This is a genomic window from Vannielia sp. SX4 (assembly GCF_052828525.1).
Genome location: NZ_CM128247.1, coordinates 1,511,427 through 1,526,379, shown reverse-complemented (window position 1 = coordinate 1,526,379; position 14,953 = coordinate 1,511,427). Strand labels below are relative to the sequence as shown.

Sequence of the window (14,953 nt, the reverse complement as noted above, 5' to 3'; positions counted from 1 at the left end):
GCGCGCGGCGTGGAGCCGGGGCGCCTCCATTTCTATCGCTCCAGCAGGAACTCGAGCGCGGGCTTGGCGCGGCCATCGGCGCGGCGCAGCCCGATGGAGCCGAGGTAGGCGGTGAAGCAGGGATCCGTGAGGCCGTAGTATCTGGCCAGTGACACGGCCTCTTCGGGTGCCATGTCGGAAAGCCATGTCAGCGAGACCAGCGCGATCCGCGGAGTGGCGGTGCTTGCGGCAAGAAGGTTGCGCAAAAATGCCGCCTGATCTGCCTCGCTCGCCCTGCAGCCCGCGCTGGGGTAGCCGGTCTCCAGCAGATAGATCGGCAGATCCTGCGCCACGATCTCCAGTTTTGCGAGATCGCTGGCGACCACATCGGGGCCGCGCGCCGCAAAGCCCGCATCGAGGGGGTAGTAGGTGACCATGAGCGCCGTGCTTTCGGCAAGCACCGGCTGCCAGCGCTCGGCTTGGCGGCTGAGGCCGGCAAACGTGAGCTTGGTGCCCACCGGCACGCCGGGCCGCAGCCGCGCCAGTTCGGAGCGGGCGGCTGCGAGAAAGCGGGCAAAGGCGGTGATCTCTGCCGGCGTCTGCAAAAGCCCATCGACTTCGTTGCCGATGGCGATGGCGCGCAGGTCTGTATCACCCAGTCGGCCCAGCACCTCGGCAAGGTGCGCGGTGAAGGCCGATGTTACCCTCGGATCGTCCCATGTAAGCTCCTTCAGATCGGCCCGGCGACGGTCGGTCAGCGTGTCGATCACCGAGAAGGTCAGTGTGAGCGAGAGCCCCTGCTTCGGGTAAACAGTGTTGGCGATGGCCGGCCAGTCGAAGGCGGGCGCATAGCCCGGTCCGTCGGGCTCGAGATCGTCCCAGTAAAGCGAGAGCGAGGTCGCCTGAGCCCCGGCCTCCAGTGCCACGGCCATGGCGGCGCCGAAGTGTTCGCCTTCAGCCTCGGTAATGTCGATGGAGAGCACCGGTTCCGCCCGCAGCGGCATGGCGAGGGCCAGCGAAATAAGTGCGGCGCGGATCACGGCTCCAACGCCTTCGCGCCGTTGGGGGTGAGCCCGTAAACTCCCTTTTCCACCCGTTCGAACCAGCCGTAATGGTCATCGGCCATCATCCGTGTGGCCTTTTCCACGCCGGTCGCCTTGGCCACCACCGCGCCCTTGCAGGGGCCGTGTTCGGCGAGGTGGGTCGCGAGCCGGATGCAATCTTGCCGGTAGGCGGTGACGATGGCGGAGGTACGGGCCGCGCCGCCCACGTTGGGGTCGCCCTCGCGGCGGGCGAATTCGCGCAGGAGGCGGCTCTTGCGCGGGGCGGACTTGCGCGGCTGGTAGGGGGCTGGGTCGAGGGCGATCTGGGTGTGGCCGTCTGTGAGGCGCACGTAGATCAGGCCGAGGCCAAGGCGGCGGCAGAGCAGCTTGTGCTGTTTCATTGCTGCCAACCAGCGGCGGCCCTGCCCGCGCGGCACGGCGAGGTAGACGGCATCGGTGAGCACCTGCCGGGCGACTCCTTGATGGATGAGCGCCAGTGAAAACGCCAGCTTCAGCTCCACCACCACCGGCTCCGCGCCATCCCGGCACGCCACGAGATCCGCCGCGCCCACCTCGCCCTTGACCTCGTAGCCCTGAGCCTCGAGGAGCGATTTGACCGGCGCGTAGAGATCCTGCTCTTTTGGTTTTGCCTCCGCCATGCCCGCAGAGTAGCGCCATCCCGCGCCGCTGCGAAGAGGCCTCGCGCCGCGAGGCAAGGGCCGATGCCGGCGGCAACTTGCCGTGAGCGGCCCCTGCCCCCCTTGTCCCGCCTCCCGCCCTGCCCCTATAAGCCGAAAGTTCCGAGGGGGCGGCTGAGTCGTGCCCCGAAGGTGCTTTGGCAGAGGGCAGGGGTAAGGTAGAAATGGCTTTTCTGAGCGGTCTCTTTTCGTCGGACATGGCGATCGACCTCGGCACCGCCAACACGCTCGTCTATGTGAAGGGCCGCGGGGTGATCCTGAACGAGCCCTCCGTGGTGGCCTATCACACCAAGGGCGGGCGCAAGGAGGTGCTGGCCGTGGGCGAGGATGCCAAGCTGATGCTGGGCCGCACGCCCGGCAGCATCGAGGCGATCCGGCCGATGCGCGAGGGCGTCATCGCCGACTTCGACACCGCCGAAGAGATGATCAAGCACTTCATCCGCAAGGTTCACAAGCGCACCACCTTCACCAAGCCGAAGATCATCGTCTGTGTGCCCCATGGCGCGACCCCGGTGGAAAAGCGTGCCATTCGCCAGTCGGTTCTCTCGGCAGGCGCACGCCGTGCCGGCCTCATTGCCGAGCCCATCGCAGCCGCCATCGGTGCAGGCATGCCGATCACCGACCCGACCGGCAACATGGTGGTGGATATCGGCGGCGGCACGACCGAGGTGGCCGTGCTCTCGCTGGGCGATATCGTTTATGCGCGCTCGGTGCGCGTGGGCGGCGACCGGATGGACGAGGCGATCGTCAGCTACCTGCGCCGCCAGCACAACATCCTGATCGGGGACAGCACCGCCGAGCGGGTGAAGACCTCGATCGGCACGGCGCGGATGCCCGACGACGGACGCGGCGCGAGCATGCAGATCCGGGGGCGTGACCTGCTGAACGGCGTGCCGAAGGAAACCGAGATCAACCAGGCGCAGGTCTCCGAGGCGCTGAGCGAGCCGGTGCAGCAGATCTGCGAGGCGGTGATGACCGCGCTCGAGGCCACCCCGCCCGATCTTGCCGCCGACATCGTCGACCGGGGCGTGATGCTAACCGGCGGCGGCGCGCTGCTGGGCGAGCTGGACCTCGCCCTGCGTGAGCAGACCGGCCTTGCCATCTCGGTGGCCGACGAGTCACTGAATTGTGTGGCCCTGGGCACCGGCAAGGCGCTGGAATATGAAAAACAGCTCAGGCATGTGATAGACTACGACAGCTGAGGCGGCCGGGGGGCGCCGCCCATGCGGAAAGGCTGCCCGCTTGGCGAAGAGAGACACGAACATCGACTATGTCAGCCCGGTCAGGCGCATCCTGATCGCGGTGCTCGTGGTGCTTTGCCTCGGGCTGTTCCTGCTGTGGCGGATCGACAGCCCGCGAGTGGAGCGGTTTCGCTCCAACCTGATCGACGCGGTGGTGCCAAGTTTCGAGTGGGCGAGCGTGCCCGCCACGAAGGTCGGCAACATGGCCGACAGCTTCCAGAGCTATAACCGGCTTTACGAGCAAAATCAGGAACTTCGTCGCGAGCTTCAGCAGATGAAGGCCTGGAAGGAGGCCGCCGTTCAGCTTGAGCAGCAGAATGCCAAGCTGCTGGCGCTGAACAACCTGCGGCTTGACCCGCGCCTTACCTCGGTGTCCGGCGTTGTCATTGCCGATAGCGGCTCCCCTTTCCGCCAGTCGGTGCTGCTGAACGTGGGCCGCCGCGATGGCATTCGCGATGGCTGGGCGGTGATGGATGGCCTTGGCCTCGTGGGGCGGATCGCCGGTGTGGGCGAGCAGACCAGCCGGGTGATCCTGTTGACAGATGCCGCCAGCCGCATCCCGGTGACCGTGCAGCCCTCGGGCCAGCACGCGATGCTGGTGGGCGACAACCGCGCCGCGCCGCCGCTTGAGTTCATCGAGGACCGCGACACCGTGCGCCCCGGCGACCGGGTGGTCAGCTCGGGCGATGGCGGGGTGTTTCCGGCGGGGCTCGTGGTGGGCCAGCTGGTGGAGGGCCGCGACGGGCGGCTGCGGGTGCGGCTCAGCGCCGATTACGAGCGGCTCGACTTTTTGCGGGTGCTGCGCAGCCACGAGGCCGAGGTGATCGCCGATCCCGGCGGGCTGATCCTGACCCCGGTGCCCGACCCGATCCCCCACCCCGAAGAGCTGAGCCAGGCCGAGGGAGGCACGGATGGTTGATCCGGTCACCACGCGGATCTGGGGCTATCGCGCCGCCTTCGCCGCGCTTTGCGCGCTCTTCGCCTTCTTCCGGCTGCTGCCGCTCGACACCACGGCGGGCGGCCTGCCGGGGCCTGACCTGATGCTGGCGCTGACCTTCGCATGGGTGCTGCGGCGCCCGGCCTTCGTGCCGCCTGCGCTGATCGTGGCGGTCTTCCTGCTCGCGGATCTGATCTTCCACCGCCCGCCGGGCCTGTGGACCCTGCTGGTGCTGCTGGGCTGCGAGTTTCTGCGCGCCCGTCAGGCGCTGTCTCGCGAGCTGCCCTTTCCGCTGGAGTGGGGCATGGCAGCGGTGGTCATGGTCGGGCTGATGGTGGCCAACATGGCGCTGCTGGCCCTCTTCATGGTGCCGCGCCCGCCGCTGGGCGTGGCGGTGCTTCAGATCGGCATCACCATCGTCACCTATCCGCTGGTCGTTGCGGCCTCTCACATGCTCTTCGGGCTGCGCAAGGCCGCGCCCGGTGAGGTCGATGCGCTGGGGCACCGGCTGTGAGGCGCGCGCCGAAGGATACCGAGGAGAGCGTTCGCAAGATCACGCGGCGCGGCCTCGTGATGGGCGGGCTGATGGGCGGCTTTGCGGCCCTGCTCGCCGGGCGGATGCGCTACATGCAGGTGGATCAGGCCGATGAGTTCCGCCTGCTGGCCGAGGAAAACCGGATCAAGTTTTCGCTGATCCCGCCGGAGCGCGGGCTGATCTTCGACCGCAACGGGCGACCGATCGCGGTGAACGAGCAGATCTACCGCGTGGTTATCGTGCCCGAGGATGCGGGCAATCTGGAGAACACGCTGGCCCGGCTGCGCAAGATCATTCCGCTGACCGATGAAGAGGCCGAGAAGGCGCTCGAAGAGATGCGCCGGGCCTCGCCCTTCCTCGAATACACCATCGCCGACCGGCTGAGCTGGGAGCAGCTCTCGGAAGTGGCGGTGAACACCCCTGCCCTGCCCGGCATCTCCCCCGAGGTCGGCCTCTCGCGCCACTATCCAATGCTGGAGGATTTCGCCCATGTCATCGGCTACGTGGGCCGGGTCAGCGACTACGACCTCAGCAAGATCGAAGACCCGGACCCGCTGCTGCGGCTGCCGCAGTTCCAGATCGGCAAGGTCGGCGTTGAATCCAAGTGGGAGGAGCCGCTGCGGGGCAAGGCGGGCAACCGGCGCATCGAGGTGAACGCGAGCGGGCGGGTGATGCGCGAGTTGGACCGCCAGCAGGGCATCTCCGGCACCGATTTGCAGCTGACGGTGGACAGCCAGCTCCAGAACTATGTGCAGGCCCGGCTTGGCACCGAGAGCGCCGCGGCGATGGTGATGGATGTCACCAACGGCGACCTGCTGGCCATCGGCTCCGCGCCGTCGTTCGACCCCAACCTCTTTGTCCGAGGCATCTCGGTGGCCGACTACCGCGACCTGACCGAGAATGACCACCGCCCGCTGGCCAACAAGGCGGCGCAGGGCCTCTACCCGCCGGGCTCGACCTTCAAGATGGTCACCGCGCTGGCGGCGATGGAAGCGGGCGTGGTCACGGCGGGCGAGACCTTTTACTGCCCGGGCCACAAGGAAGTTTCGGGCCGCCGCTTTCACTGCTGGAAGCGCTCGGGCCACGGCTGGGTGGACCTCGACGGCTCGCTCCAGCAAAGCTGCGACGTGTACTACTACGAGTTGGCGCTGAAGGCGGGGATCGAGAACATCTCGGCCATGGCCAAGAAGCTCGGGATCGGCGTGCGGCATGACATCCCGATGAGCGCCGTGGCCGAGGGAATCGCGCCGACCAAGGCGTGGAAGGCCGAGCGCTATGAGCAGGAATGGGTGGTGGGCGACAGCCTGAACGCCTCGATCGGGCAGGGCTTTGTGCTCGCCTCGCCGCTGCAACTCGTCGTCATGGCGGCGCGGCTGGCCAGCGGCACCCAGATCGAGCCGCGGCTGGTGAAATCGGTCGATGGCCGCGAGACGCCGGTGAAGGGGCTGGAGCCCCTCGATATCTCTCCCACCGCGCTGCAACAGGTGCGCAAGGGCATGTACAATGTGGTGAATTCCAGCCGTGGCACCGCGCGGGGCAGCCGGATCGTAGCCGAGGGGATGACCATGGCCGGCAAGACCGGCACCAGCCAGGTCCGTTCGGTCGTGGTCCGCAACCAGGATGTGCCGTGGGAACAGCGGGACCACGCGCTGTTTGTGGCCTTCGCCCCCTATGACAACCCCAAGTATGCCGTTTCAGTCGTCGTCGAACACGGCGGCGGCGGCTCTGCCGTGGCCGCGCCCATCGCGCGGGACGTGATGCTTCAGGCGCTCTACGGCGGCCTGCCCCCGATGGAGGCCTACCCCAGCTCGTCGCGCTGGGAGGTGGAGCAGATCCGCAAGGATCTGAAGCTGCGCGAAGATTTGCGGCAGGACGCGAGCGACAGGGCATGAGCGCGGCATGAGCTATCTCGAGTACAACCGCGAGACGGTGCCGACCGGCTTGAGCAAGGTGCTCTACGTCAACTGGGCGCTGGTGGTCCTGCTGCTCGCCGTCTGCTCGGTAGGCTTTCTGATGCTGTTCTCGGTGGCGGGCGGCTCGCTCAGCCCCTGGGCCGAGCCGCAGATGAAGCGCTTTGCCCTCGGGCTGGTGATGATGTTCATCGTGGCGATGGTGCCGATCTACTTCTGGCGCAACATGGCGCTGCTGGCCTATCTCGGCTCGCTGCTGCTACTCGTTTTCGTGGAGCTCTTCGGCGATGTCGGCATGGGCGCGCAGCGCTGGATCGACCTCGGTTTCATGCGGCTGCAGCCCTCTGAGGTGGCCAAGATCACCCTCGTGATGCTGCTGGCCGCCTATTACGACTGGCTCGACGTGAGCAAAACCTCGCGCCCGCTCTGGGTAATCCTGCCGGTGATCATCATTCTCGTGCCGACCGCGCTGGTGCTGAAACAGCCCGACCTCGGCACCGCGCTTCTGCTGGTCGTTGGCGGGGCGATGGTGATGTTTTGCGCAGGCGTCCACTGGCTCTACTTCGGCGCGGTGATCGCCAGCGGGGCCGGGTTGGTGACGGCGGTGGTAGCCTCACGCGGGACCACATGGCAGCTGTTGAAAGACTATCAGTATCGCCGGATCGACACCTTCCTCGACCCGGAGTCCGACCCGCTGGGCGCGGGCTATCACATCACCCAATCCAAGATCGCCCTCGGTTCGGGCGGATGGACGGGGCGCGGGCTGATGGAGGGCACACAGTCGCGCCTGAACTTTTTGCCCGAAAAGCACACCGACTTCATCTTCACCACGCTGGCCGAGGAGTTCGGTTTTGTCGGGGGCGTCTCTCTGCTCGTGCTCTACGTGCTGATCCTCGCCTTCTGCATCGTCTCGGCCCTGAAGAACCGCGACCGCTTTAGCTCGCTGCTGATCCTCGGGATCGCAGGCACCTTCTTTTTGTTCTTCGCGGTGAACATGAGCATGGTGATGGGGCTCGCGCCGGTGGTGGGCGTGCCACTGCCGCTGGTCAGCTACGGCGGCTCGGCGATGATCGTGCTGCTCGGGGCCTTCGGTCTGGTGCAGAGCGCTCATATTCACCGCCCGCGCGGACGGCGGTAGCTCTGCGCCGGCTACGCCGCCTCATCGCATGTGTTGGCGTCGGCGGGCGGGGCGGATAGGGTCCGCCACATGACCCTGAACATCCTCTTCTCCTCCCGCCCGAACTTCTGGAAGAAATATGAAGCCCCCCTGCCCCGCGCCCTGGCCGAGGCCGGGATTAACGCGCGGGTGTTTCAGCCCGGCGAGGTGGCGGCGGAGGACGTGGACTACATCGTTTTTGCGCCAAACGGGCCGGTTGAGGATTTTGCGCCCTTCGTCAAAGCCAAGGCGGCGCTGAGCCTTTGGGCCGGGGTGGAGAGTGTCGTCGGCAACGAGACGCTGCAAATGCCGCTGGCGCGGATGGTCGACACCTCGCTGACAGAGGGCATGGTGGAATGGGTCACGGGCCAGGTGCTGCGGCACCATCTCGGGCTCGACCGGCACATCGTGAACCCCGCGCACGAGTGGAAGTTCGTCATCCCGCCGCTGGCGCGCGACCGGGTGGTGACGGTGCTCGGGCTGGGCGCTCTGGGCAGGGCCTGCGCCGAGGCGCTGGTGGCCTTGAATTTCAGGGTCAGAGGCTGGTCGCGGAGTACGAAAGAGGTTGCCGGGGTCGAGAGTTTTTCGGGCGACGATGGGCTGCTGGCGGCGGTGGAGGGGGCCGAGATCGTGGTGCTGCTGCTGCCCGACACGCCTGCGACGGAGAACGTGATGGATGCGCGCGCCTTCGCGGCGATGGCGGAGGGAGGCTTTGTAATCAACCCCGGGCGGGGGCCGCTGATCGACGACGCGGCCTTGCTCGCAGCGCTGGACTCTGGGCAGCTTGCCCATGCCACGCTCGACGTGTTCCGGCAGGAGCCCCTGCCGGAAGGCCATGCCTTCTGGGCACATCCCAAGGTGACGGTCACCGCCCATACCGCATCGGAAACCAGGCCGTGGAGTGCGAGCCAGGCGGTGGCTGCGAATATTCTGCGGGCCGAAGCCGGAGAAGAACTGGTAGGACTGGTAGATCGGGGCGCGGGCTACTGAACCGCCAGAAGAGATTTCGGGCCTCCGGCGGGGATATTTGCAGGACCAATGAGGAGCGGAGTGGCGCCTAATCGGGCTGTTCGGCCTCCAGCGTGAGCGGGGCGACGGGGGCTTCGAGATCGGCGGTGGTCAGCGGCTCGGTGGGGCGGGCCAGCCGATTGCGGGTGCACCAGAGCAGCCGCTCCTCGGCGCGGGTGATGGCCACGTAGGCGAGGCGTTTCCAGAGCGGCTGGCCGGCCTCCTCGCGGCCCATCCGGGCGGCGACGAAGAGATCGGGCGCGAAGACCTGCACGGTGGGCCATTGGCTACCCTGCGCCTTGTGGATCGTCACCGCCGCGCCGTGCAGGAAGGTCGCCCCCATGCGGGCGGCGTAGGGGATGAAGGGCTCTTCCTCGTCGGGCAGCTCGATTTTAACGATGGACGCCGCCGAAACCTGCGGCTGCTCGGCGCCGATGACGTGGAGTTTGGAGAAACCCGGCTTCTTGCCCGGCCCGAGGTAGACCACCTGCGCGCCCTTGATCAGCCCCCGCGCCTCAAGGTCGAGCCGCTTCTTGCGGTGCTTCATCGGCAGTTCGATGCCGTCGCAGATCAACGGTTCGCCGGGCAGCAGGGCGTCGGGCGGGGCGTGGTAGGCGGCGCGGAAGGCATGGATGAGGCGGATGCGGGTGTTGTTGCGCCAGACCAGAACGGGCGAGCGCGACATCAGTGCGGCCTCGACCCGCTCTGACACCACCACCCGATCATCGGCGCGGGCCTTTTCCTCGACCATCCGCTCGAAGCTCTGGAAGTTGAGCTCCGGGTCGGCCAGCGCGTGAGCGAGGTCGAGGATCGGGTTGTCATCGGCCTGCCGGTGGATGCGGTGCAGCTCCAGCTTGCGCGGGGCGGGCAGCTTGTCGAAGACCATGTTGCCGGACTGTTTGACCGGCGCGAGCTGGGCCGGGTCGCCGAAGAGGACGAGGGCCTGAAAGATCTCGCGCAGGTCCTCGAACTGGTCGTCGGAGAGCATGGAGGACTCGTCGATGAAGCCGATATCCAGCGGCTCTTCGCGGCGCTTCCAGCCGGTAATGAAATCGCTGCCGCGCAGCCCGGCGGAGGCCAGCGCAGCGGGCACGGATTTGGTGGCCTCAAAAACCGAGAACGCCCGGTCGAGCGCGGCCTCGGTGATGCCTTCGGGCGGCTCTGGGCGGTCGCCCTGCCCGGCCAGCCATTCGGCGATGCGCTCGTACTCGGGGTCGTAGACCGGGGTGTAGAGGATGCGGTGGATCGTGGTCGCCGCAACGCCGCGATTGCGCAGCACAGAGGCGGCCTTGTTGGTGGGGGCGAGGATGGCCAGCGTGCGGCGGTCCTTGCGCGGCTTGCCCTCCCAATCGCCCGAGATCACCTCGACCCCGGCCTCGGCCAGCGCATCGGCCAGGCGGGCCAGCAGCAGGGTCTTGCCCGAGCCGGCCTTGCCCATGACGGCGGTGACGGAGCCCTTGCCCTCGGTCATCGGCGTCGTCGTCTCATTGTCCAGATCGACGCCGTGCTTTTGCAGCACCTCGGAGAGCGTGTCCCAGGCCTGGGCCTGGTCATCGGAGAAGGTCAGTGCGGGGAGGCTCATGGGGCGGACATTAGGCTGTCCGCCCCTTGGCCGCTAGGCCGAAAGCAGGGGGCTGAGAGGCTCAGCACCGGCTTCTGGCCGGGGCCGTCAGGCCGAAACCGCCTGCGGCAGAGACGTGGCCGTGCCAAAGGCCCGGTCGAACCAGTGGCGGGAGAGTGTGGGGCTCAGCCCGGCCTTGCGGGCCATGCGCTGGCGGGTCGCCTCGGACATCTCCCAAAGGCCGACCGAGATGGCATCGCGCCCCTCCCCGGAGGTGCCCAGCACCGTGGGCGCCCAGCCGAGGCGGCCATAGATGCGCACCATCCGGGCATCGAACACGCCCACCGCATCGGTCAGGTGAAAGCCCTGCCCCAGTTCGGCCCCGCCAAGCATCAGCGCCGCGGCCACGCGCGGCTCGGCATCGGGCGCGAGGCAGAAGCGGGTGCATTCCGAGATCAGCGGGTGGCTGATGGTCACGCCGTCCGTCAGGTGGGTGAAGTGATCGTTGACCATGCAGGGTGCGGTGGTGGGCAAAAAGCGCATCGAGCCGCCGTGGCTGCCGCAGGCCTTTTGCCAGATCACGTAGAGCGGGTTCATCGCGTCGTACTGGTCGCGCTCCTCTCCCGCCGCATCCACCGTGACCTCCCAGCCGAGCCGCTCGGAAAACTGCCGCGCGCGGTCGCGGAACATCGTGTCACGCAGTTTCGGAAACTCCGAAAGGTCTTCGCCATAAATGAAGCGCAACATGGGTACTCCCTCCATTCTCGTTGCTTGAATGGAGGGAAGGGTATGAAGTTATCGTTAAGGTTGTTAAGAAATAATGCCCTGCACGCTAAGATTGCATTAACCTTTGGCCCGCATGCAGCAGTTGATCAGAAAACGAGTCGCCCCTGCGCCAGTGCCAGCGCAACCGCATGGGTGGTGTTCATCGCGCCCAGCTTGTAGCGCGCACCCTCGATATAGACCCGCAGCGTATGCTCCGAAATTTCGAGGCTTTCGGCCGCCTGCGCCCGGCTGTAGCCCAGCGCCAGCATGGTGAGCGCATCCCGCTCCCGGGGCGAGAGCGCCCGGCCCGGGGCCTTGGTGGTTCCACCGCTCTCGATCTCCAGTGCCTTCTGGTTGAGGTAATGGGCGGAGAGAATGAGATCGCGGGTGTGTACCTCGGTGAAGCGGGTCCATTTCTCGTCGGTCACGCCGTGGGAGACGGTGAACATGGCAAACTGGCCCGAGGGGCCGCGAATTGGCACGGTGTAGCCCTGGTTGCCGACGCCGGCATCCTTGGCCTCGTCCATGAAATCGCGGGTGACCTTGCCGGACCAGTCGAGGCGGCGCCAGTCGACCGGGTGGAAGCGCTGAAAGCAGCCCATGACCACCGGATCGATCCGCTCGTAGCCTTCCGTGATATAGCGGTCGACCCATGCATCGCCGTAGGTCAGCGCCGCATATTGCCCGCCACTCGCATTGACCGAGTGATAGACCACATGCTCGACCTCATAGAGATCGCGCAGCTCGAACACTTTCGACTGTAAGTCGTCAAGCGTGCTCGCCTGCTGCAAGCCTTCGATGAATTGCTCCAATGCAGCTGCCATCGCCGTCCGCCGAAGCGTCTCCCCTGTACGAAGGGGTGCACCCGCACGCCTCATGGCGCGCTACGTCGATCGTCTCCAACAGCTTTCCCTCCAGCGCGGTCAGACTGTTGCGACTTGCGTAGTTGTGCAGGTCGATCAGAACGTCGAGAACCCACTCGTGTTTCATTGGCAGCCTCAATCCTAAAGGTTAACGATGTATTAACACAACCCTAGCATGTGCCGATCAGGCGCGAAATTCGCGAAAGTGCAGTCCCCCGAAATGGGGAGACCTGTCTTTTTGGACAGGTATTGTTGACTTGTTCACGAGTTTTGCAGTGCAGAAAAGCCAACGCCGCCCGCATTTCTGCGTGGCGGCGCGGTGGATTCCTGCAACCTATGGGTGCATTTCCGCCGCACGGCCAGGCGCCGCGCGGCGGGATTTCAGGGCTTGGCTCAGGCCATTCCGCGCCCGGCTTCGAGCACGTCTTCAAGCGTGCGCAGGCCGGTCTTGGGAGCCTGCACCAGCACCGCCATGTTGCCGGGCTTGTGCTCGTTGCGGAGCATCTTGGTGTGGGCCGCCGGGATCTCGTCCCACGGGAAGACCTCGGACATGCAGGGATCGAGCCGGCGCTCGCACATCAGCGCGTTGGCCGCCGAGGCCTGCTTGAGGTGAGCAAAGTGCGAGCCCTGCAGGCGCTTCTGGTGCATCCACATGTAGCGGACGTCGAAGGTGGTGTTGAAGCCGGAGGTCCCTGCGCAGATCACCACCATGCCGCCCTTCTTCACCACCAGCGTGGAGACAGGGAAGGTCGCCTCGCCCGGGTGCTCGAAGACCATGTCCACGTTCACGCCCTTGCCGGTGATCTCCCAGATCGCCTTGCCGAACTTGCGGGCCTCCTTGAGCCACTCGTTGTACTCGGGGCTGTTCACCGTGGGGAGCTGGCCCCAGCAGTTGAAGTCTTTGCGGTTGATCACGCCCTTGGCGCCCTGATCCAGCACGAACTGACGCTTGCTCTCATCGGAGATCACGCCAATCGCGTTGGCGCCAGCGGTGTTGGCAAGCTGGATCGCGTAGGAACCGAGGCCACCAGAGGCGCCCCAGACCAGCACGTTCTGGCCCGGCTTCAGATCATGCGGTTCGTGGCCGAAAAGCATCCGGTAGGCGGTGGCCAGCGTGAGGGTATAGCAGGCGCTCTCTTCCCAGGTCAGGTGCTTGGGGCGCGGCATGAGTTGCTGCGCCTGCACGCGGGTGAACTGGGCAAAGGAGCCATCCCCGGTCTCGTAGCCCCAGATCCGCTGGGTGGGCGAGAACATCGGGTCGCCGCCGTTGCACTCCTCGTCGTCGCCGTCGTCCTGATTGCAGTGGATCACCACCTCGTCGCCGACCTTCCAGCGCTTCACCTTGTCGCCGACCTTCCAGACGATGCCCGAGGCATCGGAGCCGGCGATGTGAAAGTCCTGACCGTGCACGTCGAACGGGCTGATCGGCTTGCCTAGACCGGCCCAGACGCCGTTGTAGTTGACCCCTGCGGCCATGACGAGAACCAGCACCTCGTGGCTGTCGATCTCCCATGTCGGCAGAACCTCCTGCTTGAACGACACCTCCGGCTCGCCGTGACGCTCGCGGCGGATCGCCCAAGCGTACATTTTCGGCGGCACGTAGCCGAGCGGGGGCATTTCGCCGAGTTCGTAGAGGTCTTTCTCTTCGGCCTCGTAGGGGGCCTGCGGGGCGTCGGTCGTATCCAGGGCCATCGGCGTCTCTCCTCAAGTCGTTCTGCGGCGCAGAATCGCGCCACGGTCTCAGGGCGTTCTACGGATGCACGCGCAAGATTGCAATACGACTGAGGTCCAATTTGTAATTTTATGTCTCGCTCGATTCAGTTTCGGCGGAAATCGAGGCAGGCACCTTCGCAGCTGCATCATCGGCAGGCAGCAGGCGCGGGTGGGGCGAGGTTGCAGGTGCGGCATCGCCCAATTGCGCCAGTTGCGGCGTGATGGAGGCCGCATAGAACCGGAAAAGTGCGGTTTCATGGGGCGCGGCAGCAGTGCCCTCCGGCCCCTCCGCCAGCAGGTTGCGGTCGCGCAGGATGCGCAGGGCGTTCTCCAGCGCATAGGCCGGATTGCCGCGCGGCACATGCAGCACAACCCCTGCCCCTTCGAGCGCCCTGAGCCGCGCGTTCCACCGGCGCTCCAGCGTGGCCCGGTCGAGCGGCCCCTCGGCCTCCAGCAGCATGGCGGCGAGCAGAGGCACCGGCAGAACCGGCATCACCGCCTCGATTCGCGCCATCAGCTCCTGCCCCAGCGCCTCGGTGTCGCCGGGAAAGCTCGCCAGCGAGAGCGGGTCGCCAAAGCTCACCGCCGCGTAGCCGAGATGATGGGTCATCCCCCGGACCCGTAGGATCAACCGCCGCGCCAGCCAGCGAAACACCACGCGGATCCGTGCCGGAAAGCCGCCGCCGCCCTGTGCGCCAATCAAAACCCGGTCTTCCAGCACCCGGTCGTAGTTGAGCGCGGTCGGCACGAAGACCACCTCGGTCCCGTCCTCCGCCGCCTCGGTGATATAGGCGAGCAGCCCCAGCTTGGGTTCTCCCGCCGCCCCGGTGAGCGAGAGCCGCCCTTCAGGGAACATCGCCTGCGTGACCCGGGCGCGGGTGGCGACGGTGACATAGGTGGCCAGCACCGTGCGGTAGAGTTCACCGCGCGACTTGCGTCGGATGAAGTAGGCCCCCATCGCCCGGATCAGCGTGCGCAGCGGCCAGACCCGCGCCCACTCGCCCACCGCGTAAGAGAGCGTGGTGCGCTGCGCGACGAGGTAGGTGACGAGCACGTAATCCATGTTGCTGCGGTGGTTCATCACAAAGACCACCGTCGCCTCTTCGGGGATCGCCGCCAGCTTCGCTTCGTCGAGCCGGGCGAGGCGCACGCGGAAGAGCGAGGTGGCAAGCCACTTGGCGGCACGGATGGCGAAGCCGAAATAGGCGAAGGCCGAGAAGCCGGGCACGATCTCGCCGGCGTAGCGGCGGGCCTGCTCGAAGGCGACCTCCTCCGGCACGCCCTCGGTTTTGGCGTGTTCGGTGACGGCGGCCAGCACCTCGGGCGCGTAGAGCACACGCTGGATGGTGTCGCGCCGCCGCGCCAGCTTGAACGGCTCGATGGGCCGGGTGAGGCGCCTGTTCAGCCGCGCCACCGCCTTCTCCAGCCGCCGCCGGAAGAACCAGCGGACGGAGGGGAACAGGAAGTGCGAGGCAAAGGTGACCGCCGCGAAGGTGAGGATCAGGAGGAACAGCCAGAGCGGGAGCGTGATCTGGCTGCCCATC

Annotated in this window: 13 protein-coding genes; 6 read left to right on the top strand and 7 right to left on the bottom strand. The window is 66.6% G+C overall.

Annotated elements, in window-relative coordinates; translation table 11 throughout:
* Positions 1-32 precede the first annotated feature (32 nt).
* Together ACUXVX_RS07550 and ACUXVX_RS07545 are read right to left on the bottom strand one after the other, a co-directional pair.
* Positions 33-1,019, bottom strand: a complete 987-nt coding sequence (locus tag ACUXVX_RS07550) for a hypothetical protein (protein WP_446311046.1) — start codon at positions 1,017-1,019, stop codon at positions 33-35.
* Positions 1,016-1,681: a DUF2161 domain-containing phosphodiesterase gene (locus ACUXVX_RS07545; RefSeq protein WP_446311045.1), complete on the bottom strand. Its 666-nt coding sequence runs from the start codon at positions 1,679-1,681 to the stop codon at positions 1,016-1,018. Before ACUXVX_RS07545 ends, ACUXVX_RS07550 begins: the two co-directional genes overlap by 4 nt.
* A gap of 203 nt (positions 1,682-1,884) precedes the next feature.
* Here ACUXVX_RS07545 and ACUXVX_RS07540 point away from each other — a divergent pair, with 203 nt between their 5' ends.
* The 6 genes from ACUXVX_RS07540 (at position 1,885) to ACUXVX_RS07515 (ending at position 8,489) form a co-directional block, all read left to right on the top strand.
* Positions 1,885-2,922: a rod shape-determining protein gene (locus ACUXVX_RS07540; protein WP_222470164.1), complete on the top strand. Its 1,038-nt coding sequence runs from the start codon at positions 1,885-1,887 to the stop codon at positions 2,920-2,922.
* Positions 2,923-2,962: 40 nt separating this feature from the next.
* A complete protein-coding gene (mreC, locus tag ACUXVX_RS07535; protein ID WP_222470165.1) occupies positions 2,963-3,880 on the top strand; it encodes a rod shape-determining protein MreC in 918 nt (305 codons plus the stop codon).
* Complete coding sequence (locus ACUXVX_RS07530; RefSeq protein ID WP_222470166.1) at positions 3,873-4,412, top strand: rod shape-determining protein MreD; 540 nt, start codon at positions 3,873-3,875, stop codon at positions 4,410-4,412. The genes mreC and ACUXVX_RS07530 overlap by 8 nt, the downstream gene beginning before the upstream one ends.
* Positions 4,409-6,325 carry a penicillin-binding protein 2 gene (gene mrdA / locus ACUXVX_RS07525; protein WP_446311044.1) on the top strand — a complete coding sequence of 639 codons (1,917 nt, stop codon included), beginning with the start codon at positions 4,409-4,411 and terminating at the stop codon, positions 6,323-6,325. Before ACUXVX_RS07530 ends, mrdA begins: the two co-directional genes overlap by 4 nt.
* 7 nt (positions 6,326-6,332) lie before the next feature.
* Complete coding sequence (gene rodA / locus ACUXVX_RS07520) at positions 6,333-7,481, top strand: rod shape-determining protein RodA (protein WP_446311043.1); 1,149 nt, start codon at positions 6,333-6,335, stop codon at positions 7,479-7,481.
* Between the two features lie 69 nt (positions 7,482-7,550).
* Entirely contained in the window at positions 7,551-8,489 is a 939-nt protein-coding gene (locus ACUXVX_RS07515; protein WP_446311042.1) for a 2-hydroxyacid dehydrogenase, read from the top strand.
* Positions 8,490-8,556: 67 nt separating this feature from the next.
* Here the strand turns inward: ACUXVX_RS07515 and ACUXVX_RS07510 are convergent, their stop codons facing one another.
* The 5 genes from ACUXVX_RS07510 to ACUXVX_RS07490 form a co-directional block, all read right to left on the bottom strand.
* Positions 8,557-10,089, bottom strand: coding sequence for an AAA family ATPase (locus ACUXVX_RS07510; RefSeq protein ID WP_446311041.1), 1,533 nt, complete (start codon positions 10,087-10,089; stop codon positions 8,557-8,559).
* Between the two features lie 87 nt (positions 10,090-10,176).
* Complete coding sequence (locus tag ACUXVX_RS07505) at positions 10,177-10,815, bottom strand: acyl-homoserine-lactone synthase (RefSeq protein ID WP_446311040.1); 639 nt, start codon at positions 10,813-10,815, stop codon at positions 10,177-10,179.
* A gap of 125 nt (positions 10,816-10,940) precedes the next feature.
* A complete protein-coding gene (locus ACUXVX_RS07500) occupies positions 10,941-11,657 on the bottom strand; it encodes a helix-turn-helix transcriptional regulator (protein ID WP_222470172.1) in 717 nt (238 codons plus the stop codon).
* 432 nt (positions 11,658-12,089) lie between these two features.
* Positions 12,090-13,388 carry a crotonyl-CoA carboxylase/reductase gene (gene ccrA / locus ACUXVX_RS07495; RefSeq protein WP_222470173.1) on the bottom strand — a complete coding sequence of 433 codons (1,299 nt, stop codon included), beginning with the start codon at positions 13,386-13,388 and terminating at the stop codon, positions 12,090-12,092.
* A 109-nt stretch (positions 13,389-13,497) separates the two neighbouring features.
* A complete protein-coding gene (locus ACUXVX_RS07490) occupies positions 13,498-14,952 on the bottom strand; it encodes a 1-acyl-sn-glycerol-3-phosphate acyltransferase (protein ID WP_446311039.1) in 1,455 nt (484 codons plus the stop codon).
* Position 14,953: the final 1 nt, after the last annotated feature.